Source organism: Agromyces subbeticus DSM 16689, assembly GCF_000421565.1.
In the GTDB taxonomy this organism is placed as follows: domain Bacteria; phylum Actinomycetota; class Actinomycetes; order Actinomycetales; family Microbacteriaceae; genus Agromyces; species Agromyces subbeticus.
The window spans coordinates 25,330-44,830 of the sequence record NZ_ATXG01000017.1; the positions used below are offsets into that span (position 1 = coordinate 25,330).

The 19,501-nt window shown below is 69.4% G+C and carries 19 protein-coding genes; 9 read left to right on the forward strand and 10 right to left on the reverse strand.

Annotated features, from left to right (window positions below):
- Positions 1-13: 13 nt before the first annotated feature.
- The gene (locus H521_RS0117825; RefSeq protein ID WP_022894375.1) at positions 14-961 is read left to right on the forward strand and encodes an aldo/keto reductase; all 948 of its coding nucleotides are present in this window, start codon (positions 14-16) and stop codon (positions 959-961) included.
- 40 nt (positions 962-1,001) lie between these two features.
- Here the strand turns inward: H521_RS0117825 and H521_RS0117830 are convergent, their stop codons facing one another.
- Complete coding sequence (locus tag H521_RS0117830) at positions 1,002-1,796, reverse strand: SDR family NAD(P)-dependent oxidoreductase (RefSeq protein ID WP_026482448.1); 795 nt, start codon at positions 1,794-1,796, stop codon at positions 1,002-1,004.
- A gap of 237 nt (positions 1,797-2,033) precedes the next feature.
- On the opposite strand from H521_RS0117830, the gene H521_RS0117835 reads away from it, so the two are divergent.
- A complete protein-coding gene (locus H521_RS0117835; protein WP_022894377.1) occupies positions 2,034-3,155 on the forward strand; it encodes a serine hydrolase domain-containing protein in 1,122 nt (373 codons plus the stop codon).
- A 219-nt stretch (positions 3,156-3,374) separates the two neighbouring features.
- Complete coding sequence (locus H521_RS0117840) at positions 3,375-4,553, forward strand: serine hydrolase domain-containing protein (protein ID WP_022894378.1); 1,179 nt, start codon at positions 3,375-3,377, stop codon at positions 4,551-4,553.
- Between the two features lie 37 nt (positions 4,554-4,590).
- Here the strand turns inward: H521_RS0117840 and H521_RS0117845 are convergent, their stop codons facing one another.
- Positions 4,591-5,595 carry an AraC family transcriptional regulator gene (locus H521_RS0117845; protein ID WP_022894379.1) on the reverse strand — a complete coding sequence of 335 codons (1,005 nt, stop codon included), beginning with the start codon at positions 5,593-5,595 and terminating at the stop codon, positions 4,591-4,593.
- Positions 5,596-5,730: 135 nt separating this feature from the next.
- Between H521_RS0117845 and H521_RS24165 the strand changes: the two genes are divergently transcribed.
- Positions 5,731-6,543 (forward strand): NmrA family NAD(P)-binding protein, encoded by an 813-nt coding sequence (locus H521_RS24165; protein WP_022894380.1) that lies wholly within the window; start codon positions 5,731-5,733, stop codon positions 6,541-6,543.
- Positions 6,544-6,567: 24 nt separating this feature from the next.
- On the opposite strand, the gene H521_RS0117855 is transcribed toward H521_RS24165, so the two are convergent.
- The 4 genes from H521_RS0117855 to H521_RS0117870 all read right to left on the reverse strand — a co-directional run bounded on the left by H521_RS0117855 (position 6,568) and on the right by H521_RS0117870 (position 8,623).
- A complete protein-coding gene (locus H521_RS0117855; RefSeq protein ID WP_022894381.1) occupies positions 6,568-6,951 on the reverse strand; it encodes a type II toxin-antitoxin system death-on-curing family toxin in 384 nt (127 codons plus the stop codon).
- Positions 6,948-7,151, reverse strand: coding sequence for a ribbon-helix-helix protein, CopG family (locus H521_RS25955; protein ID WP_022894382.1), 204 nt, complete (start codon positions 7,149-7,151; stop codon positions 6,948-6,950). Before H521_RS25955 ends, H521_RS0117855 begins: the two co-directional genes overlap by 4 nt.
- Before the next feature lie 93 nt (positions 7,152-7,244).
- Complete coding sequence (locus H521_RS0117865) at positions 7,245-8,057, reverse strand: bestrophin-like domain (protein ID WP_022894383.1); 813 nt, start codon at positions 8,055-8,057, stop codon at positions 7,245-7,247.
- Between the two features lie 122 nt (positions 8,058-8,179).
- Positions 8,180-8,623, reverse strand: a complete 444-nt coding sequence (locus H521_RS0117870; protein ID WP_022894384.1) for a MarR family winged helix-turn-helix transcriptional regulator — start codon at positions 8,621-8,623, stop codon at positions 8,180-8,182.
- Between the two features lie 52 nt (positions 8,624-8,675).
- Here H521_RS0117870 and H521_RS0117875 point away from each other — a divergent pair, with 52 nt between their 5' ends.
- From H521_RS0117875 to H521_RS24170, 3 genes are all read left to right on the forward strand, one after another.
- Positions 8,676-9,590, forward strand: coding sequence for a haloalkane dehalogenase (locus tag H521_RS0117875; protein ID WP_281167460.1), 915 nt, complete (start codon positions 8,676-8,678; stop codon positions 9,588-9,590).
- A 160-nt stretch (positions 9,591-9,750) separates the two neighbouring features.
- Positions 9,751-10,344, forward strand: a complete 594-nt coding sequence (locus H521_RS0117880) for a hypothetical protein (RefSeq protein ID WP_022894386.1) — start codon at positions 9,751-9,753, stop codon at positions 10,342-10,344.
- Positions 10,341-11,120, forward strand: coding sequence for a PspA/IM30 family protein (locus H521_RS24170; RefSeq protein WP_022894387.1), 780 nt, complete (start codon positions 10,341-10,343; stop codon positions 11,118-11,120). Before H521_RS0117880 ends, H521_RS24170 begins: the two co-directional genes overlap by 4 nt.
- A 9-nt stretch (positions 11,121-11,129) precedes the next feature.
- Here H521_RS24170 and H521_RS0117890 read toward each other — a convergent pair whose 3' ends face one another.
- The 3 genes from H521_RS0117890 to qcrB all read right to left on the reverse strand — a co-directional run bounded on the left by H521_RS0117890 (position 11,130) and on the right by qcrB (position 14,293).
- Positions 11,130-11,660 carry a dihydrofolate reductase family protein gene (locus H521_RS0117890; protein WP_169514015.1) on the reverse strand — a complete coding sequence of 177 codons (531 nt, stop codon included), beginning with the start codon at positions 11,658-11,660 and terminating at the stop codon, positions 11,130-11,132.
- 41 nt (positions 11,661-11,701) lie between these two features.
- On the reverse strand, positions 11,702-12,580 hold the full coding sequence (locus tag H521_RS0117895) for an alpha/beta fold hydrolase (protein WP_084512613.1): 879 nt from the start codon (positions 12,578-12,580) through the stop codon (positions 11,702-11,704).
- Between the two features lie 81 nt (positions 12,581-12,661).
- The gene (gene qcrB / locus H521_RS0117900) at positions 12,662-14,293 is read right to left on the reverse strand and encodes a cytochrome bc1 complex cytochrome b subunit (protein WP_022894390.1); all 1,632 of its coding nucleotides are present in this window, start codon (positions 14,291-14,293) and stop codon (positions 12,662-12,664) included.
- 76 nt (positions 14,294-14,369) lie between these two features.
- Here qcrB and solA point away from each other — a divergent pair, with 76 nt between their 5' ends.
- Complete coding sequence (gene solA, locus H521_RS24175) at positions 14,370-15,539, forward strand: N-methyl-L-tryptophan oxidase (RefSeq protein WP_022894391.1); 1,170 nt, start codon at positions 14,370-14,372, stop codon at positions 15,537-15,539.
- A 44-nt stretch (positions 15,540-15,583) separates the two neighbouring features.
- Here the strand turns inward: solA and H521_RS24180 are convergent, their stop codons facing one another.
- Positions 15,584-16,804, reverse strand: a complete 1,221-nt coding sequence (locus tag H521_RS24180) for an ROK family transcriptional regulator (protein ID WP_084512631.1) — start codon at positions 16,802-16,804, stop codon at positions 15,584-15,586.
- Between the two features lie 162 nt (positions 16,805-16,966).
- Between H521_RS24180 and H521_RS24185 the strand changes: the two genes are divergently transcribed.
- Complete coding sequence (locus tag H521_RS24185) at positions 16,967-19,324, forward strand: glycoside hydrolase family 84 protein (protein WP_156891534.1); 2,358 nt, start codon at positions 16,967-16,969, stop codon at positions 19,322-19,324.
- The last annotated feature ends 177 nt before the right edge of the window (positions 19,325-19,501 follow it).

Below are 19,501 nucleotides of genomic sequence, written 5' to 3' on the forward strand. Positions count from 1 at the left end.
GCACGGTGGAGGCATGACGAATCCAGCACTTGTTCTCGGGGCCATGAAGTTCGGCACCGAGATCGACGAAGACACCTCATTCGCACTGCTCGACCGCTTCGTGGAGGCCGGCGGCGTGTGGATCGACACCGCTGACTGCTACTCGTTCTGGGCGAGCGAGTCGGGCTACGGCGGGCAGAGCGAGCTCGTGCTCGGCCGCTGGCTCGCGGCACGACCGGGCATGCGTGATCGCGTGCTCATCTCCACGAAGGTCGGCGCCGAGCCATTGGATGCCTCCGACTGGCCCGCATCCCGCGAGGGACTCTCAGCACGCGTCATCCGCAGCGCCTTCGAGGGCAGCCTGCAGCGCCTCGGTACCGACCGGGTCGACCTGCTATGGGCGCACATGGAAGACCGGCGGGTGCCGATCGAAGAGTCGGCGGATGCGTTCTCCGAACTCGTGCGCAGCGGTGCCACCGCGCGCGTCGGCACGTCGAACCACCCCGCGTGGCGGGTCGAGCGGGCGCGCGCCCGGGCGATCGCGACGGGCGGGCACCCGGTCGACGCCATGCAGTTGAGCCGCAGCTACCTCGCGCCGCGACCTGGCGCACAACCTGAGGGACAGAACCACCGTTTCGGCATGATGAGCGACGAGCAGGTCGACTACGCGCACGAGAACGGCCTCGAACTCTGGGCGTACACGCCGCTGCTGAGCGGCGCCTACGACAACCCGGGCAAGCGCATCGCGACCGCCTACGAGCACCCCGGCACCGAGCGGCGCCTCGCCGCGCTCGACGCGGTGGCGACCGAGCTCGGGATGCCGCGCGGTCAAGTCGTGCTCGCCTGGATGGTCGGCGGCTCGCCGTCGATCATGCCGATCCTCGGTGGCAGCAAGCTCGAACAGCTCGACAGCGCGCTGCAGGGTGTCACGCTCGAGCTGCCGATAGAGCTTCGCGAGCGATTGGACGCTGCTGCCCCGTGATCGGGCGATGTCGCGGGCCCGCCCGCCCGCGACATCCGGGTCAGTCGACGAGTGCCCCCGCCGAGAGGTTCGCGATTGCGCCGGTCATCGAGCGGGCACGATCGGATGCCGCGAACGCGAGGTACTCGGCGACCTCGTCGAGCACCGGAAGGCGGCCGAGCATCGTCATGTCGGCGAGGCCGCTGAACCACTCGTCGAACGGCACCCCGCTCGACTCGGCCGTGCGGCCGAACATCTCGCGCGTGTACGAGGTGGCGAGGGCATCGGGCATGGCGTGCGGGCGCACGCAGACCACCCGGATGCCGTCGGGCCCGAGCTCGCCGGCGAGCGCTCGCGAGAACCCCTCGAGCGCGGCCGACTGAGCCGCGTTGCCGATCAGCCCGCGGCCGGTGAGCCGCGCACCCGGCGTCGAGATCGTGAGAATCACGCCGCTGCCCTGCGCGATCATGGGCCGCGACACCGCCTTCGCGGTCACGAAGTTGGTCTGCAGGTATCCGACCACGGGGCGCAGGTAGTCGTCGAGCGACGTCCCGCCGATCGGCAGCCCCTGCACGTGGTCGAAGCCCACCGCGTTCAGGGCGATGTCGATGCGGCCCGCGGCATCCGTCACCTCGTCGACGTGCCGGTCGACCGCGGCCTGATCCATCGCGTCGACGACGGCGATCGAGACCTCCGCACCCTCGGTTCTGGCAGCGGATTCCGCGGCCTCGAGCCGCGGCAGGCTCTTGCCGGCCAGGAACAGCCGTGCGCCCTCGCGGGCGAACACTCGCGCCGCCGCGCCTCCGATCGAACCGCCACCGCCGTGGATCACGGCCACCTTGTTCTCGAGCAGCATCACGCCGCCTCCATTCATGTCATCGAGTTATGCAACCTAAGAGTTGCACTTGACCGCACCAATTGCAACCGTGAGATTGCAATTGCTCGAACCCCGTGCCCGCGGGCTGACTCGCTGGCGGTGCCCCGTGAACGCGGTTGGAGACGTTTCTTGACCTTGACCCGAGGTCAGGGTGAATGCTTCTGGAATCGGCACGACGCCGAAAGAACTCCACCGCTTCGAAGGAGCACACCAGCGATGACGACCATGACTACCACCGTTTCCACCGAGACCGCCGACCGTCTTCAGCGCACGATCGAGGCGCTCGTCGATCCCGGCATCATCGGGCTGTCGGTGCGCGTCGACGACGAGCAGGGCACGTGGGTCGGCAGTGCCGGCGCGGCCGAACTTGACGGCAACGAGAAGCCGCCGATCGACGGGCACATCCGGATCGGCAGCAACACCAAGACCTTCACCGCGACCCTCGTGCTGCAGCTCGTGGCCGAGGGCAGGATCGGCCTCGACGACCCGGTCGCGGACCACCTGCCCGAGTTCGGCGTCGACGAGCGGATCACCGTGCGGATGCTGCTCCAGCACACCAGCGGCCTGTTCAACTTCACCGGCGAGGTCTACGAAGACGGCTCGATCGTGCTCGGCGTCCTCATGCCCTACGGCCCGAAGGGTACGGAGTGGCTCGACAAGCGGTTCGTGACGTACCGGCCGCAGGAATTGGTCGAACTCGCGCTTTCCAAGCCCGCTCGGTTCGAGCCTGGGGCGAGCTGGAGCTATTCCAACACCAACTACGTGCTGGCCCGCCTGCTGATCGAGAAGGTGACCGGCCGCACCGTCACCGAGGAGCTGCAGCGGCTGATCCTGACGCCACTCGGAATGTCGCACACCGTGGTTCCCGGCGACGCGGAGATCGCCGAGCCGCACGCCCACGCGTACTACCGGTACGACGAGGACGGCGAGCCCCGCACGGTCGACGTCACCCGCCAGAACCCCTCGTGGGTCTCAGCCGGCGGCGACATGATCTCGACCACCGAGGACCTTCACACGTTCATCGCCGCGCTCACCGGCGGCCGGCTCCTCCCCGACGAACTGCGCGCAGAAATGTTCACCCCGCGCGCGACGGGCATCCCGAACATGGACTACGGGCTGGGCGTGTTCGTGCTGACCACCGACGACGGCGGCACCGTCATCTCCCACAACGGCGGCTCGGTTGGCCACGCCGCGCTCATGTACTCCACGCCCGACGGGTCCAAGACCCTGACCGCGGCGCTGAACTGCGTGGACGACGCGAACCTCACCGTTGCCGGCGCGTTCCAGGGTGTTCAGCAGCGCCTCCTCGCCGAGGTATTCGGCAACGCGCCCGTGTGAAGGGGAACGGGGGCCGGCGAGGCTCGGCGGAGCCCGGCGCGGCGCAAACGTCGCCGCACCCGCGTTCTGGGGATGACCGCGCGGGAGCAACACGCGTACTGTTCGGCTCAGCGCCGGTTTCAGCGACCCGTCGCGGGAGCGGAGCCGACCATGCGCACGCCACCACGAGCGCGAGACGTGAGGGCCCGACGGCGGAGAGGCCCGGGCTCGGCGATCGTGATGGCGATCGCCGTTGCCGCGCTGATGCCGGCGTGCACCACAACGCCGTCGGCTCCCGCCTCAACCGCGGCGTCGGCCACGCCGACTGCCTCGCTCGACCCTGCGCTTCGCGCGCAACTGGATGCCGCGCTCGACGAGGGCTTCGCGGCATCCGGAATGCCCGGCGTGATGGTCGGGCTCTGGATGCCGGGCCGGGAGGAATGGTTCGCGACGCGAGGCGTCTCAGACCTCGCCTCGAATCTGCCGATGGATCGCGCCGACCAATCGAAGATCGGCAGCATCACCAAGACCATCGTCGGCTCGATCGCACTGCAGGTCATCGGCGACGAGGAGGCCGGGCTCACCCTCGACGACACGATCGACGAGTGGTACCCCGACTTCCCGCTCGCGAACGAGATCACCGTGCGCATGCTCATGAACATGTCGAGCGGCATCGGCAGCCCGGGCCAGGCGCAGATCGACCGGATCTGCGCCGATCCGTACTCGACGATCACGCCCGATGAGGTCATCGCCATCGGCGCAGCGACACCACGCGAGGCCTATGCGCCGGGCGAGGGCTTCGCGTACTCGGGGTTCAACACCTTCGTGCTCGGGCGCATCCTCGAGCACTCCACCGGCACCGACCTCGGCACGCTGATCGACGAGCGCCTGATGGAGCCGCTCGGCATGACGCGGAGCCGCTTCGCGCCCGATGCCGTGCTGACCGAGCCGTTCAACCGCGGCTACTCGGGGTTCTGCCCGCTGCTCCCCCAGCCCACCGACACCACCGACTGGACCAACCACGAGTCGTGGGCCGCCGGCGCCATGCTCTCGACGATCGACGACCTGCACACCTGGGGTCTCGCGTTGGGTGAAGGCTACGGCCTCACCCCCGAGCTGCGTGCTGCACGCACCGACGACCTCGCCCCAGGCGTGAGCGCCGCAGGGTTCGGCTACGGGCTCGGCGTGGGGGTGCGCATCGACCCCGAAACCGGATGCCTGCTCGATGTCAGCCACAGCGGCGCCGAGCCCGGATACGGTGCGCACGTGCAGTACTTCGAGGGCTCGGGCGCCGTGCTCGCCCTCATCGGCAACGGAGACGGCGGCACCGGCGAAGCGTTCGTCGAAGTGCTCACGGCGCTTGCCCCGGTGCTGCTGCCGGTGGTGGGCTCGACGTCGAGCACGGCGTGTCTCGAATAGGCGGTATGCGCCGAGGCGGTGCTCGCCGGCCGGCGTTTCAGGCGCGCTGAGCCGGCGCCCGCACCGCAGTGTGACGCTGCACCGCGGCATCCGCGCGGCGCACCGCACCCGGCGTCAGACCGTGGTGCCGTTTGAAGGCACGGCTGAACGCCGCCTCAGACGAATACCCGACCCGGCTCGAGATCGTGGCGATCGGGTCGGTCGTGCGGGCGAGCTCGGAGCGCGCCTGCTCGAGCCGCCACCCGGCGAGATACCGCATCGGCGACTCGCCGACGAGCGTCGTGAACCGCTCGGCGAACGCCGACCGCGACATGTTCGACTGCCTGGCGAGCTCGACGAGCGACCAGTCCTCCTCGGGGCGAGCGTGCATGCGCCCGAGCGCGTGGCCGATCTGCGGGTCGCGCAGGGCGGCGAGCCACCCGTTGGCGTCGTGGTCGGCGTGGCGCAGCCACCACCGCAGCACCTGGATGACGAGCACATCGGCCAGCCGGGTCATCACCGCCTCGCCGCCGGGCTCGATGACCTCGGCCTCGCGCGCCAGTAACCGCAGCACCGCCTGGAAGACACCCGCCTCTCCGTCGTCCCACGCATCGACGCGAATGACGTCGGGAAGCTCGGCGATCAGCCGGGCGGTGAGCGGGGCATCGACCCGCAGCGCGGCGTAGGCGACCTGCGCCCGCTCACCGCCGCCGCCGAACCGCATGTGCTCGTACGTGTCGCTGAGCTGCTCGACGGGGATGTCAAAGAGCGGCGTCGACGCGGCATCCGCTGTGCTCAGCATTCGATGCGGCGCCCCGCGCGTGATGAGCGCGGCGCTGCCGGCCTCGAGCACATGCCGTTCGTCGCCGATCTCGAGGATGCACCGGCCTGCCAACACGATGGGCAGCGTCATGTACCCGTCGAGCTGGGGGAACTCGACGCCCCACGGGGCGGAGAGTTCGGCGCGGCAGTAGAGCGCACCGGTGAATCGCAAGAGGTGGAGGCCGTCGCCGACCTGTTCGCCTGCGGATGCCGCCGTGCTCGCGTTGCGTGGATTGACCATGCGTCCACCGTGGCATGCCGAAGTTCCAGAAGTCCGTGACTCTGGACGATCGGCATAGAAATGCGTATGTGTGGCGATTGTTCGTCCGATCAGATGCCGCGAAGGTGGACGAACAACAACCGAAAGGCTCACCCCATGACCTCCACCATCGCCGTGATCGGCTCCACCGGAAAGACCGGACGTCGCGTCGCCGACCTGCTCGACGAGCGCGGCGAGACCGTGCGCCGCCTCGCCCGCGGCACGAGCCCCGCCTTCGACTGGGAGCAGCCGGAGGGCTGGGCCCGAGCACTCGAGGGCGTCGAGCGGCTGTATGCGGCCTACGTTCCCGACCTCGCCGTGCCCGGAGCGGATGTCGCCATCGCGCGTCTCGTCGAGGTGGCGCGCAACGCGGGGGTTCGCCGTATCGTGCTGCTCTCTGGCCGCGGCGAAGCGGGCGCTCGCACTTGCGAAGAGCTCGTGCTGAATGCCCCCGGCATCGCCGGCACGGTCGTGAGCGCCAGCTGGTTCACGCAGAACTTCACCGAGGGGATGCTGGCGAGTGCGGCAGCGACCGGAGTGCTCGCGATGCCCGCCGGCGGCGTGCGCGAACCGTTCATCGATGTCGACGACATCGCCGCGGTCGCCGTCGAGGCACTCACGGGCGATGGGCACGCGGGTCGCGTGCTCGAGGTGACCGGGCCCGAGTCGCTGACGTTCGCCGAGGTGGCGAGCCTGCTCTCCGAGGTCACCGGGCGAGAGATCGTCTACGTGCCCGTCACGCTCGACGAGTTCTACACCGCCGTCGCCGAAGAAGACGGCCCCGAGGTCGCGACGATGCTCACGGAGCTCTGCCGTGAGGTGCTCGACGGTCGCAACGAGGCCACGACCACCACGGTGAGCGACGTGCTCGGCCGTCCGGCGCGCGACGTGCGCACGGTGCTCAACGAGGCGAGCTTCATCGGGGCGTGAGCCGATGCAGTTCAGCGAGCCGGGTCACGCGAGCGGATGCATCCGCTCGCGCACCCACTCGGCAACGGCTGCCACCTCGATCTCGCCCGGGGCGACCGTACGCAGGAAGCGGTCAGTCCCGTCTACGTCGTCGACCACCAGGTCGCCCCCGTTGAGCTCGAGGAACGCGACAGTCACGATCCACGCCAGGCGCTTGTTGCCGTCGGCGAGCGCATGGTTGCGCATCACTGCCGAGAGCAACACCGCCGCCTTCTCGTCGAGCGTGGGATGCACGTCTTCGCCGAAGACCGGCATGGGTGCGGCGAGCGCCGAGAGCAGCAGATTGCGACCACGTGCGCCGTCTTTGTAGTGGAAGCCCTCCTCGTCGAGGAGGGCTTCCACGTCTTCGGGGTCGAGATAGTCGGTCACCGCGCGAGGCGGTCGAGCAGGTCGGCGTCTCGCGTGCGAACACGCTCGAATGCGGCGCGCGTGCGAGCGGACTTGTCGGCGCGAGCCGCCAGGTCGTCGAGCGCGATCTCGACGACCTCGGTCTTCGATCGCCCGAACTTCGCAGCGAGTACCTCGAGCAGGCGGTCGTGCTCTTCATCGAGGCGCAGGGTCATCGCCATGGCCACTCCCTTCGTCGACGTTCATTCTACCTTCCTGGTATCAGGCTGATACCAGCAAGAGCCGGACTGCTGCGAGCGCGACGACGCCAGCAGTCAGTCGAGCGCCGCTTCCCTGTCGCGCGCGTCGATGATCTGCTCGAGCACGCGCTCGTAGGCGTCGGGCCCGATCGAGATCGCCCCGGCGAAGGGATGATCGGTGTCGGCCGTGACGAAGATGACGAGACCGATGAACAGCGCGAGCAGGCCGGCCATGAGCAGGTGCAGCCGCGGGTTCGTCACATGGATGAACGCGATCAGCACCGCGTTGACAGCAGCACCGACCCAGATGACGAGCCAGAAGAGCGGGGGCAGGGCGAGGGCAGTGGCGTCGATGCGAGCCCGGCGCGACTCGATGAACTCGTCGAAGGTGGCGAGCGCCTGTTCGAGCTCCGCCTGATCGGTGCGGGTGTCGGCCTCGACGGTGCGCAGGAGGCGCTCGAACTCGTCGACCTGGGTGTCGCTGGCCCCCGGCAGAACACCATTCGCCTGGTCGGGAAAGTCGACCTCGATGACCGTGTGCATGTACTCGTCGAGCACCTGGCGCATCTCGTTGCCGAGATCGTCTTCGAGGCCCGTGGTCGCGCGATAGAGCGCACCGACGCGGCCCGCCTCCTCGATCGCGACCTGGCGGGTGTGGGCGAAGTTCTCGTAGACCGAGACCGCGACGAGCGCGAGCAGGATGCTGAAGAACACACCGAAGGTGCCGATGACGTGGGCGAGTGCACGGTCCCACTCCTTCGTATCGCTGACGAGGCGCTGCACGGCCGGGCGCAGTGCGAGCACGACGAGGCACGAGACCGCCACGAACCCGCCGACGAACAACGGCAGCGTGACCCAGAGGCTCGTGTCGTAGAACCAGTTCAGCACGGTCGCTCACCCGCCCCGGTGAATGACGGGCAACGCCCTGCCCGTCGCTGCCGCTCAGCCTACGGATGTCGCCGCTTCGCGGCCATCCCCCGAGCGGGTTGCGCGGTCGTCGAGCCGTGCAGTCAGCGGGGGTCGTGCGCCTCTGCCAGCAGCGCCAGACTCTCGAGGAACCGATCGCGTTGAGCCTCGCTCAGGGGTGCCAACAGCGCAGCCTCGGCCTCATCGATCGCGGAGTCCAAGCGGGTGAGGGTTCGCGTGCCGACCGCGGTGATCGCGATCACCATGCGCCTCCGGTCTTCAGTGCTCGGCCGGCGAACGACGTCGCCGGCCGCCTCGAGGTCGCGAACGGTCTGGGTCACGTCACTCGGGTCGAGGCCGGTGTGCCGGCCCACCGCCGCCTGGTGCAGGTCACCGAACTCGTCGAGCGACGCGAGCACCCGGAAGTCGTAGCCGCGCCGACCGCGCTCGGCGAACGCGGCCGCGAGCAGGCGATGCGAACGCTGCGCGAGCGTCGAGAGGTGCCACGTGCTCCGCTGCGCGAAACGAGGAGCGAGTTCGTCGACCATGTCGCCACTCTATCCAATTCATTGACACGGCCAACGTTTTTTCCTATCGTTGGTGCTACCAACGTTTTCGACCGCGACGAAGAGGGAACACCGCATGCCTTCGATTCCGATCCTCGACTCCACGATGCACTTCGAAGAGCACGGCGAAGGCACGACCTTCGTCTTCCTTCACGGCAATCCCGGCTCGTCGCACCAGTGGCGCAAGGTGATCGCGCGCTTCGGTGACAGCCATGTGCTCGCGCCCGATCTCATCGGCATGGGCCGGTCGGGCAAGCCCGACCTCGCCTACGACTTCGCCGACCACGCGAGGTACCTCGACGCGTGGTTCGAGGCCGTGGGTGTGGAACGTGCGGTGCTCGTCGGCCACGACTGGGGCGGCGCGCTCGGGTTCGACTGGGCCACGAGGCATCCCGATCGAGTGCTCGGCGTCGCCTTCTTCGAGAGCATCGTGAAGCCCATGGAGTGGACCGACCTGTCGCCGCAGGCGCAGACGCGCTCGGAGCTCGTGCGCACGCCCGGCTTGGGTGAAGAGCGCGTGCTCACGACGGATCTCTTCATTCGGCAAGCCTTCACGGGCGGCGTGCTGACACCGGTCGAGGGCGACGAGCTCGAGGCCTACCTTCGCCCCTTCCCGACGCCCGAGAGCCGGGCACCCGTGCTCGCCTGGGCGCGGCAGATGCCGCTCGGCGGCGAGCCGGCAGAGCTCGTCGCGCGCATCGGGGCGTACGACCGGTGGCTGGCGACGAGCACGATGGTGCCGAAGCTCTTGTTGACGTTCTCGGGCTCACCGACCCTGCTCATCGACGACGCCATGGCCGAGTGGTGCGCTACGTCGATCGCCGCGCTCGAGATCGTCGACGGCGGGCTCGCCGGCCATCACGCGCAGGAGGATCGGCCGGAGGCGATCGCCGCCGAGATCGGGTACTGGGCCGATCGGCACGGGCTGCGAATTCGCAGAGAGCGCTAACGCTTCAGCCGCGGCGAGCGTAGATTGCGTTATATCGCGTTTGAGACAAACGCTGACGCAGCGACGAACCACGGCGAGGGGGCCACATGGATCCGAAACACCAACGACGGTTCACGGCGGGCAGCAGGCGGCCCGACCTGCTCGACGGGAGGTGGACGTTGTGGAGATACTGCTCGGCATCCTCGTCGCGTTCCTGATCTTCGTCGTCGTGACGATCACCGCGGTCGTTCTGATCGCGCGAGCGCTGGTTCGGAAGGTTCGTCGCAACCGCGCGCTCGCGAGCACGGCCCTGCGAACGCGCGCCGGGTTCAGTCGGGGTCCGCAGCGCAAAGTGCGCTTTCTGCGGGTACGTCTCGCCGACACGCTCGACAGCGGCCAAGCCGCGGTCGACCTCGCGGCGGGCAGCGACGGGCCGCGCGGCGAGCTTCCGCGACTCTTTCGCCGCATCAGGGAGGAGGCCGGCGCGCTGGATCTGCAATTGCGGCTGCTCGAGAGCGAGACCGACTCCGCGGTGCTGGCCGAGGAACTGCCCGCGGCCGACGGCCGGGTCGGTCAGGTCGCCGGCCTCGTGCGCCGGCTGCGATCGGCCGTCGCGTCGGACCTCGCCGGCTCCACCGACGACAGCCTCAGCACGCTGCATGCCGACATGGAACGAGAGGTCGTCGCGCTCCGAGCCGGAGTGCAGGAACTGCATCGACTCAACCAACGCGACGATCGTGTCCGATCGTCTGAACTACGGGAGACCCACTCATGAGCGACAACACCTCACGGATCCGCACCATCTTCCGGAGCAAGACCACCAAGGCCCTCGACAAGGTCGAAGACCCGCGTGAAACGCTCGATGACAGTTACGAGCAGCAGGTGAAGCTGTTGCAGCAGGTGCGCCAGGCGGTCGCCGATGTCGCGACGGCGAAGAAGCGCATCGACCTGCAGGGGCAGGAGATGGGCACGCGGTACCAGCGCCTCGGCGATCAAGCCCGTGAGGCGATGGCACAAGGGCGCGAAGACCTGGCCCGCGCGGCCCTCGAGCGCCGCGCCCTGCTCGAGAACCAGGTGTCGAAACTGCAGGAGCAGTACACGGTGCTCCAGAAGCAGACGGCGCAGTTGCAGGAGCGAGAGCGTCACCTCGCCGAACAGGTCGCCGCGTTCCGCATCGAGAAGGAGACCATCAAGGCCACGTACACCGCGTCGGCAGCCCAGGTGAAGGCGAACGAAGCGGTGGCGGGCATCGGCTCGAACATGAACGATGTCGGAGTGAGCCTCGATCGCGCACGCGACCGGGTCGCCCAGATGCAGGCCCGCGCCGCCGCCACCGACGAGCTGCTCGCCAGCGGAGCCCTCAAAGACCTCACGGCCGCACCCGATGCCGACATCGAACGGCAGCTCGCGGTGCTCTCAGCGAAGGCCGACGTCGACCGTCAGCTGCAATCCTTGAAGCAGGATGACCCCTCAGCCGGGTTCGGGTCGCGCCGCACTAGCGACGATCCCGACACGTGGCTCAGCATCGGACAGGCACCGAACACGCCCTGAGGATCGGAATCAACCCGACGTCGGCGCGTACTTCGCGGAGATGATGCCGGACTCGTAGGCCTCGACACCGAGCAGCCGCAGGCCGACAGGCTGCGCCGGGATCAGCCGAACATTCGCCTCGCCGGCGAGGAACGGATGGATGTCGACGTGCACCTCGTCGACCAACCCGGCCTCGATGAGCGTCGCGGCGAGCTGGCCGTAGCCGTGCGAGATGATCGACTCGTACTGGTCGCGGAGCCGCCGCACCGCCTCGACAACGTCGCCCGCGATGAGCGTCGAGTTCCAGTCGAGCGGGCCCTGCAGCGTCGTCGAGGCCACGTACTTCGGCAGCGCGTTGTAGTGCGCCGCGAAGCCGCGGTCATCGGTCTGCGCGGGCCAGTACTCGCGGAAGAACTCGTAGCTCTCCCGGCCGAGCAGCACGGCGTCGGCGCCGAAGACGAGCTCGTCGGAGGCCCGTTGCACCCCTGGGTCGTCTGGATCGAACCAGGGTTCCATCGGGTCGAAGACGCCGTCGAGTGTCATTTCGAAAGAGATCGTCACCGTTCCCATGCGTTCCAGCATGCGCCGATGCGCTGCGGATGTCACGGCTGAACTGCGACCGCCTCGACCACCGCACTCCACGCGGTCGGCGGCAGCTCGTGTCCGCCGCCGCGAAGCGTCACGAGCCTCGCCCCGCGGATGTCGCGGGCCAGCGCTTCGCCGTGGCGGAGCGGAAACACGGGGTCGGCGGTGCCGTGCACGACCGTCGTGGGCACGCGCGTCTCGCTGAGCCGCTCTCGCCAGCGGGGATCGGGCTCGACGACATCGGCCCCGCCCTCGTCGCGATGCATGTCTGGCGACCGGCGCACCGTTGCCGTCCAGATCGCGCGATCGTGCTCCTCGTCGAACACGTCACCCGCGTAGTCGCGATCGATGTCGACGTAGTACTCGATCACCGCTCGCTCGTCGCTCCAGTCGGGCTCGGTCAGCGGGTTCGCCCACACCTGCTGCATGCGGGCCGTGGCAGCGGGCAGGTCGGCGTCAGCCTCGAACATCGTGGGGCTGGTCGACACGAGGGTGAGTGCGCGCACTCGCTCGGGGTGGTCGAGTGCGGCGAGTTGGGCGGTCCAGCCTCCTGCAGAGAATCCGACCCAGTGCGCGTCGACCGCACCAGCCGCATCGAGCACCGCGAGTGCGTCGTCGACGGCGACGCTCAGCCCGTCCCGGCGCGCGCCGGGCGGACCGAGCGTCGTCTCGCCCATGCCGCGCTGGTCGTAGCGCACGACGCGGAGCCCGCGCTGTACGAGCAGCCCGCAGAACTCGAGTCGCCACCAATCCATCGACGACTCGGCTCCGGCGACGAGCAGCACGACGGGATCGTCCGGCGACCCGATCACCTCGGCCGCGACGACGGCGCCGTCGGGGCGCGCAACCCGCAGCGCTCGCCGCGAGGCATCCGTCGGTTCCATGCGCTCCAGCATGCTCGGTTCCAGCCTGTTGCGCCACGCTCGGCCGGCCGGAGGTGCGGTCGTCGGCGTGAGTACCCGGCGGGGACGCGCCGGTCAGCGCGATTCGGTGTGCGCCATGCGGCCGTCGGCCGCCTCGAGCTCGGGCGCCGAGACCGGCACGAGCCGGTCCTCGAAGAAGAATCGGCCGAGGCGCAGTCGCAGTCGCTCAGTTGCGCGTTTCAGCCCGCGTGCTTCCGGCTGAGGCGTGGCGGCCGGCTCATCCGCCTCGACGCCACCGGCACCGGCACCGAGCAGCCGCCAGCGGTCGTACGTGCTCAGCTGCTCGTGCACCTCGACGTACTCACCGCCGGGAAGGCGCACGATGCGTCCGGTCTCGAATCCGTGCAGCACGACCTCGCGATCCTTGCGCTGCAGGCCGAGGCACACGCGACGGGTGAGGCTGAACGCGATGGGCGGGCCGACGATCAGCGCGATCTGCAGGGCGAGCACGACGCCCTCGATCGTGAGGCTGAAGACGACCGCGATGAGATCGGCGCTGCCCGCCACCCAGAGCGTCGCGTAGAACACGACGCCGGCGACGCCGAGGCCGGTTCGCGTGGGTGTGTTTCGCGGGCGGTCGAGCACGTGGTGTTCGCGGTGGTCGCCCGTGATCCACTCCTCGATGAACGGGGAGATCGCCACGAGCAGCAGGAACGCCGTGATCACCGCGAGCGGCACGAGTACGGCGAGGGTCCAGGTGCGATCGAGCGCGACGAACTCCCAGCCCGGCGGCACCAGCCGAAGGGCCCCGTCGAGAAAGCCGGTGTACCAGTCGGGCTGGCTGCCCGCCCCGGCGTTGCCGGGAGATGCAGGCCCATAGAGCCAGATCGGGTTGATGGTCACCGTCGCCGAGATCAGCAGCAGCACGCCCGTGACGATGAGGAACAGCCCGCCCGCCCGTGCCGCGGCATTCGGCAGCAGCGGCACGCCGACGACGTTGGCGCCGGTGCGACCCGGCCCGGCGAACTGCGGCGGCTCGTGCCGCGACATGAGCGCCGTCCGCACGACGATGAGCACGATCATCACGGGCACGACCGCGAGGTGCAGCGGATAGAGGCGCTCGATGATCTCGCCCGGGAACTGACCGCCGAACAGCAGCTCCTTCATCCACGTGCCCACGAGCGGAATGCCGAGCACGATGCCCTCGACGATGCGCAGGCCCGTGCCCGACAGCATGTCATCGGGCAGCGCGTACCCGCTCCATCCGCCGGCGAGCGCGGCGATCAGGATCAGGAAGAGCAGCACCCAGCCCGCGCGTCGCGGCCGGCGGAACGCCCCGGTGAAGAAGGTGACGAGCAGCTGCGCGAGCAGCGCGGCCGGAAGCAGCAGCGCCGCCCAGTGATGCGCCTGCCGCAGCACGAGCCCGCCGGGAACCTCGAACGAGAGGTGCAGCGTCGACGCGAACGCCTGCGACACCTCGGCGCCGTGCAGCGTCGGGTACCGCCCCGCGTACTCGACGATGGCGCCCGACGGCGAGTAATGGAACATCAGCACCACGCCTGTCAGGGTGATGACTGCCAGGCACGCGAGGGCCACCACCCCGAACATGTTCGACCAATGCACGGGCACGACGCGCCGTCGCGATTCCGCCGTCGCGGCGGCGACCCGCTTGCCGATCGCCGTGCGTGCCAACCGCTCCGACAGCCGACCCGTCACGCTCCTGCGAGAACCCTGCACCTGCGACATGTCGTCTCCTCTCAGGCCTCCTGCACATACGACGCCGCAGCACCGTGTTCTGTGACAGGTGAGCGAGAATCGAATGATGAGCGACACCCACGACACCGGCACCTTCGACGCGGATGTCGCGGTCATCGGCCTCGGCGCGGTCGGCTCCAGCGCCGCCTGGCGTCTCGCGGCGCGCGGCGTCGACGTGCTCGGCTTCGAGCAGTTCGAGCCGGGGCACGACTGGGGCGGCTCGACGGGCAAGACGCGCCTGTTCCGAGTGGCGTGCCTTGAGCATCCCGGCCTCACGCCCGTGGCTCGGCGCGCCCGTGAGCTCTGGCGCGAGCTCGAGGCATCCGCGGGTCAGCCGCTGTTCTTCGAGACCGGCGGCCTCATCGTCGGGCAGCCCGACTCCCGCATCATCACCGGCACGATCGCGGCTGCCGAGGCCAACGGCCTTCGGGTCGAGCGCCTCGAGGCCGATGAGATCGCGAGCCGGTTTCCGGCGCATGCCCGCATGAACCCGGGCGATGTGGGCCTCTGGGATCCCGAGGCCGGCCTCCTGCGCCCCGAGGCGGCGATCGTCGCGGCCGTCGACGCAGCGCGAGGCGCCGGAGCGCGCGTGCTGACCGGCACCCGCGTCACGGCCATCGAGCCCGACGCCGACGGCGTCACCATTCGCACGGATGCCGCGGAGTACCGCGTGCGGCACGTCGCCGTGACCTCGGGCCCGTGGATCGGCCGCTTCGTACCCGACCTGCCACTCACGCCGCACCGCGTGGTCATGACGTGGTTCCGCGCCCGTGACGGGCATGACGCGAACGTCGACGTGCTGCCGGTCTTCATCCGCACGGTGCCCGGCCACGACACGTGGATCTGGGGGCACGGCGCGATGCCCGACCAGGGCTTCGACGCGAAGGTCGGGCCGGAGTTCGACGGGCCGTTCACGCCCGGCGACCCCGACGCGATCGACCGGGTCGTGCACCCCGGCGAGACCGACGGCATCCGCGACCTCGTCGCGGCGACGTTCCCCGACCTCGATCCCGAGCCGTCTGCCGTGACCACCTGCATCATGACGCACACGCCCGACGGGCTCTTCGTCGTGGGTGCCACCGAGCACCCGCGAGTCGTCGTCGGGGGCGGCTGCTCGGGTCACTCGTTCAAGCACGCCTCGGCACTCGGCGAGCTCGTCGCGCAATCGGTCGTCGGCGAAACCGCCTTCACCGACGCCTCGTTCATGGACCCGCTGCGCTTCAGCGCCGCCGGCTGAGTCCTCGGCGCGCGACGGCGGTTTCGACTGGAAGGACCTGCGCGTCAGCCGGGACTGACGGGTGCGACCTTGCCCTCAGCGGTGAGCGGAAGTGCGTCGCCGAAGATCGGCGCGAGGGCGTACCGTGCGGGCCCGAGGTACTTGCCGAGTTCGGGACGGCCGTAGCGAATGCGCACCGGCGAGGTGCCCTTCGCGGGATACATCTCGAACTCGTCGCGCACGGTGCCGAGGAAGTGCGGGCCGAGCGCCTGGGCGGCTCCGGCGATCACGATCTCCTGCGGATCGATCAGCGCCGAGACGATTCGCAGCGCACGCGACAGAGCCCGGGCACCGAAGCCCATTCGCTCGCGCGACTCGGGCGTGGAGGCGAGCAGGCTCGTGTCGTGCGCGTCGAGCTCGTCGGTGTACGCGTCGCCGAGCATCGCGCTCATCGAGGTCGCCGATTCGAGGCATCCCGAGAGGCCGCACCGGCAGGTGGTTCGGCCCCCTTCGAAGACCACGCGAACGTGCCCGATCTCGCCCGCCCGGCCGGTCGCGCCCGCCATGAGCGTGCTGCCGGTCGTGACGGCGGCGCCGACACCCTCGCCGAGGTGCACGACGAGCCGAACGGTTCCGTTCTCGGCGTCGACCGCTTCGGTCAGCGCTTCGGCATCGACGTCGTTGACGACGGACGTCGGTGCGCCGAGCGCCTCTTCGACGATGCTCGCGAGTGGCACGTCGCGCCAGCCGAGCTGCACGCTCTCGACCACGATGCCGCCGCCCGCGACACCCGGCACCTGAACGCATGCGGCGAGGAGCCGGGCCTCGTGCCCTCGGGAGATCTCGCGTGCCGCGTCGACGACCGCGGCGATGTCGACGCCACCGGAGACCTCGACCCGATGACTCGCCACGGTGCGCCCGGTGAGGTCGACGAGCACGGCGTCGATCCCGCGGGTGCGCACGACCGCCACGAGGATGAGGTACGAGCGGCGCTCGATCTCGAGACCGGTCGCGCGCTTGCCTCCGGTGCTCGCCGCGAGTCCGGTCTCTGCCACGAGACCGAGGTCGATCAGCTCGGCGACGAGCGACGACGCCGTCGCCGAGGTGAGGCCGGTCTGCCGCGCGATCGTCGCCCGGGTGACCGGGTCGGGCCCGCGCGCGATCAGTCCGAGTGCGCGAATCAGGTTCTCACGTCGCACCGAGGTCTGCGCATCGAGCCCCGCGACACTCGAGAATCGCTGCAGCAGCTGGGACTTGCGCTGCGGGCCGACGGTGCTCACTGCCATCGTCTCCTTGATCACTGGGTGGCGGTTCGCGCCTGCTGGACGCGTGAACATCCTGTCACTTGACGCCAGCATCGGCGATCGCCTAGGTTCGTGACAACTTAGTTCACTAAGTCAATAAAGCTAACACGAAGACGTGAGTCGCTGAACTCGTTGGAGGCAATGATGCAGTCCATTCGCAAGACGCTCGCCACGGCAGGAGTGTGCGCCGCGGCTCTCGCCGGAGCACTCGTTCCATTCTCGGCCGCCGCTGCACCGCCCGCCGGCGAGCTGCCAACGGTGAGCCCGACACCCCACTCGATGACGCGAGCCGGCGCCGACCTCACGCTGCCGGGGCGCGTCCAGGTCGTCGTCGATGACGAGACCGATCCCGCGGCGCTCACTGCGCTGCGTGCGACCCTGAGCGAGCACGGCGTCGATCGCATCGATGAACGCACCAGCGCAACTGGCCGGGCACCGCTCACGATCGCGCTGGGCGACGCCACGCGCGCCGACATCACTGCCGTGCTCGGCGACACGGCCGTGCCGACGCAGGCAGAGGGCTACGCCATTCGAGCCGACGCCACTCGCGGCCCGCTCGGCACCGTGGCACTCGGCGGGGCCGACCCGGCCGGCCAGTTCTACGCCGTGCAGACCTTCGAGCAGATGTTCGTGCCGAAGGATGACGGCGGCTTCCGCATCTCCGGCGCGGCCGTCGACGATGCTCCGTCGATGCCCCTTCGGGGAACGATCGAGGGGTTCTACGGTGAGCCCTGGACCCACGAGGAACGAATCGACCAGCTCGAGTTCTACGGCGACGTCAAGGCGAACACGTACATCTACGCGCCGAAAGACGATCCGTATCACCGCGATCGCTGGCGCGAACCGTATCCGGCCGACAAGCTCACCGAGCTCGGCGACCTCGTGCAGACGGCCACCGAGAACCATGTGCGCTTCACGTTCGCCCTCTCGCCCGGCAACACCGTCTGCTACTCGAGCGACGCCGACTACGAGGCGCTCGTGACCAAGCTGCAGCAGATGTACGACCTCGGGGTGCGCGCGTTCAACATTCCGCTCGACGACATCGACTACGGCCGCTGGCACTGCGACGCCGACCGCGGGGCGTTCGGCGCACCGAGCGCGACCACGGCAGGCGTCGCCCAGGCGACCTTCCTCGACCGCGTGCAGCGGGAGTTCATCGAGACCCGCGACGGCGCCCACCCGCTGCAGATGGTGCCCACCGAGTACTACAACACGACCGACTCGGGCTACAAGACGGCCATGCGCGGCATGGACGAAGACGTCGTCGTGATGTGGACCGGCGAGGGCGTCGTGCCCCAGGAGGTCACGGTCGACCAGGCGCAGAAGGCCGCCACCGTCTTCGGCGGCCCGACCTTCCTGTGGGACAACTACCCCGTCAACGACTACGGGCAGACCGCCGGCCGCCTGCTGCTCGCGCCCTACGACAAGCGCGAGGCCGGCCTCGGCGAGTACCTCTCGGGCATCGTCTCGAACCCCATGAACCAGGCTGCGGCCAGCAAGATCGCGATCTTCGGCGTCGCCGACTTCACCTGGAACGACGAGGCGTACGACGCGCAGCACAACTGGTCGCAGGCGATCCGCTACATCGCCGGCGGGGATGCACTGACGGGTGACGCGCTGCGCGTGTTCGCCGACCTCAACCACCTCGCCCCGAGCTTCGGGGCGCCGTGGCAGCCGCAGTCACCCGAGCTCGCCGAACGCATCTCGACGTTCTGGGAGCAGTGGGGCGCCGGCGACACGGCCGCGGCCGTCGCAGAGCTCCGCGCCTACGCCGAGCGCATTGCGGAGGCACCCGCGACGATCCGCTCCGGCCCGACCGACCCCGCCTTCCTGTCGGATGCGAGTCCCTGGCTCGACGCCACGACGCTCTGGGGTGAGTCGACCGTGCAACTGCTCGACGCCGTTCAGGCGCGCATCGACGGCGACGACGCGACATCCGCTGAGCTCGCCGAGTCGGCGAAGGCCACGGCCGCGCAAGCCGCAGCGGTCGTCGTCGACCCGCCCGACAACACCTGGGGCGCGGCCAAGGTGCGCATCGCCGACGGCGTGCTCGATGTCTTCCACGGGCGCATCGGGTTCACGCTGGCCATGTGGGGCGCGGGCGACGTCGTCAACGTCGCCCCGGCCGGCACGGCTTCGGCCTCGAGCACAGAGGTGCCCCGGTTCGGGCCCGAGAACGTCAACGACGACGACCCGTCGACCCGCTGGGCCTCCGGCTACAGCGACGACTCGTGGGTGCAGGTGAAGCTCAGTGAGCCCACCGTCGTGCGGGGCATCACGGTGAACTGGGAGGCCGCCTGCGCGAACGCCTACGAACTGCAGACGTCGACGGATGGCACGACCTGGAAGACGATTCGAACGGTCAACGACTCGACGTGCGCGCTCGATCTCTCCACCTTCCCCGAAGACGAGCCGGTGCAGTACGTGCGAGTGCAGGGCATCGATCGCAAGACGACCTGGGGATACTCCATCTGGGAGCTCGGCGTGTACGCGGCGAGCTGATCGTCAGGCGCTGACGGCCCTCACGTGCCGGTGCCCTCCCGCTCGCCGAGCGGGAGGGCACCGGCATGTCACGGCGCGGCCTGGTGCTGAGATCTGGCCGCCAAGTCATCGATGAACATCGGAGGTATTCCCTCTCGCAGCTCGCGCATCCGTTGACTTGACCGCATATGGACCCAT

Bases quoted from the DNA above. Each gene is read 5' to 3' on its own strand.
- H521_RS0117845 (WP_022894379.1), bottom strand. From the start codon at position 5,595: ATGGTCAATCCACGCAACGCGAGCACGGCGGCATCCGCAGGCGAACAG.
- H521_RS24185 (WP_156891534.1), top strand. From the start codon at position 16,967: ATGCAGTCCATTCGCAAGACGCTCGCCACGGCAGGAGTGTGCGCCGCG.
- H521_RS24170 (WP_022894387.1), top strand. From the start codon at position 10,341: ATGAGCGACAACACCTCACGGATCCGCACCATCTTCCGGAGCAAGACC.
- H521_RS24180 (WP_084512631.1), bottom strand. From the start codon at position 16,804: ATGGCAGTGAGCACCGTCGGCCCGCAGCGCAAGTCCCAGCTGCTGCAG.
- H521_RS0117825 (WP_022894375.1), top strand. From the start codon at position 14: ATGACGAATCCAGCACTTGTTCTCGGGGCCATGAAGTTCGGCACCGAG.
- H521_RS0117830 (WP_026482448.1), bottom strand. From the start codon at position 1,796: ATGCTGCTCGAGAACAAGGTGGCCGTGATCCACGGCGGTGGCGGTTCG.
- H521_RS0117835 (WP_022894377.1), top strand. From the start codon at position 2,034: ATGACGACCATGACTACCACCGTTTCCACCGAGACCGCCGACCGTCTT.
- solA (WP_022894391.1), top strand. From the start codon at position 14,370: ATGAGCGACACCCACGACACCGGCACCTTCGACGCGGATGTCGCGGTC.
- qcrB (WP_022894390.1), bottom strand. From the start codon at position 14,293: ATGTCGCAGGTGCAGGGTTCTCGCAGGAGCGTGACGGGTCGGCTGTCG.
- H521_RS0117870 (WP_022894384.1), bottom strand. From the start codon at position 8,623: ATGGTCGACGAACTCGCTCCTCGTTTCGCGCAGCGGAGCACGTGGCAC.
- H521_RS25955 (WP_022894382.1), bottom strand. From the start codon at position 7,151: ATGGCGATGACCCTGCGCCTCGATGAAGAGCACGACCGCCTGCTCGAG.
- H521_RS0117895 (WP_084512613.1), bottom strand. From the start codon at position 12,580: ATGCTGGAGCGCATGGAACCGACGGATGCCTCGCGGCGAGCGCTGCGG.
- H521_RS0117840 (WP_022894378.1), top strand. From the start codon at position 3,375: ATGGCGATCGCCGTTGCCGCGCTGATGCCGGCGTGCACCACAACGCCG.
- H521_RS24165 (WP_022894380.1), top strand. From the start codon at position 5,731: ATGACCTCCACCATCGCCGTGATCGGCTCCACCGGAAAGACCGGACGT.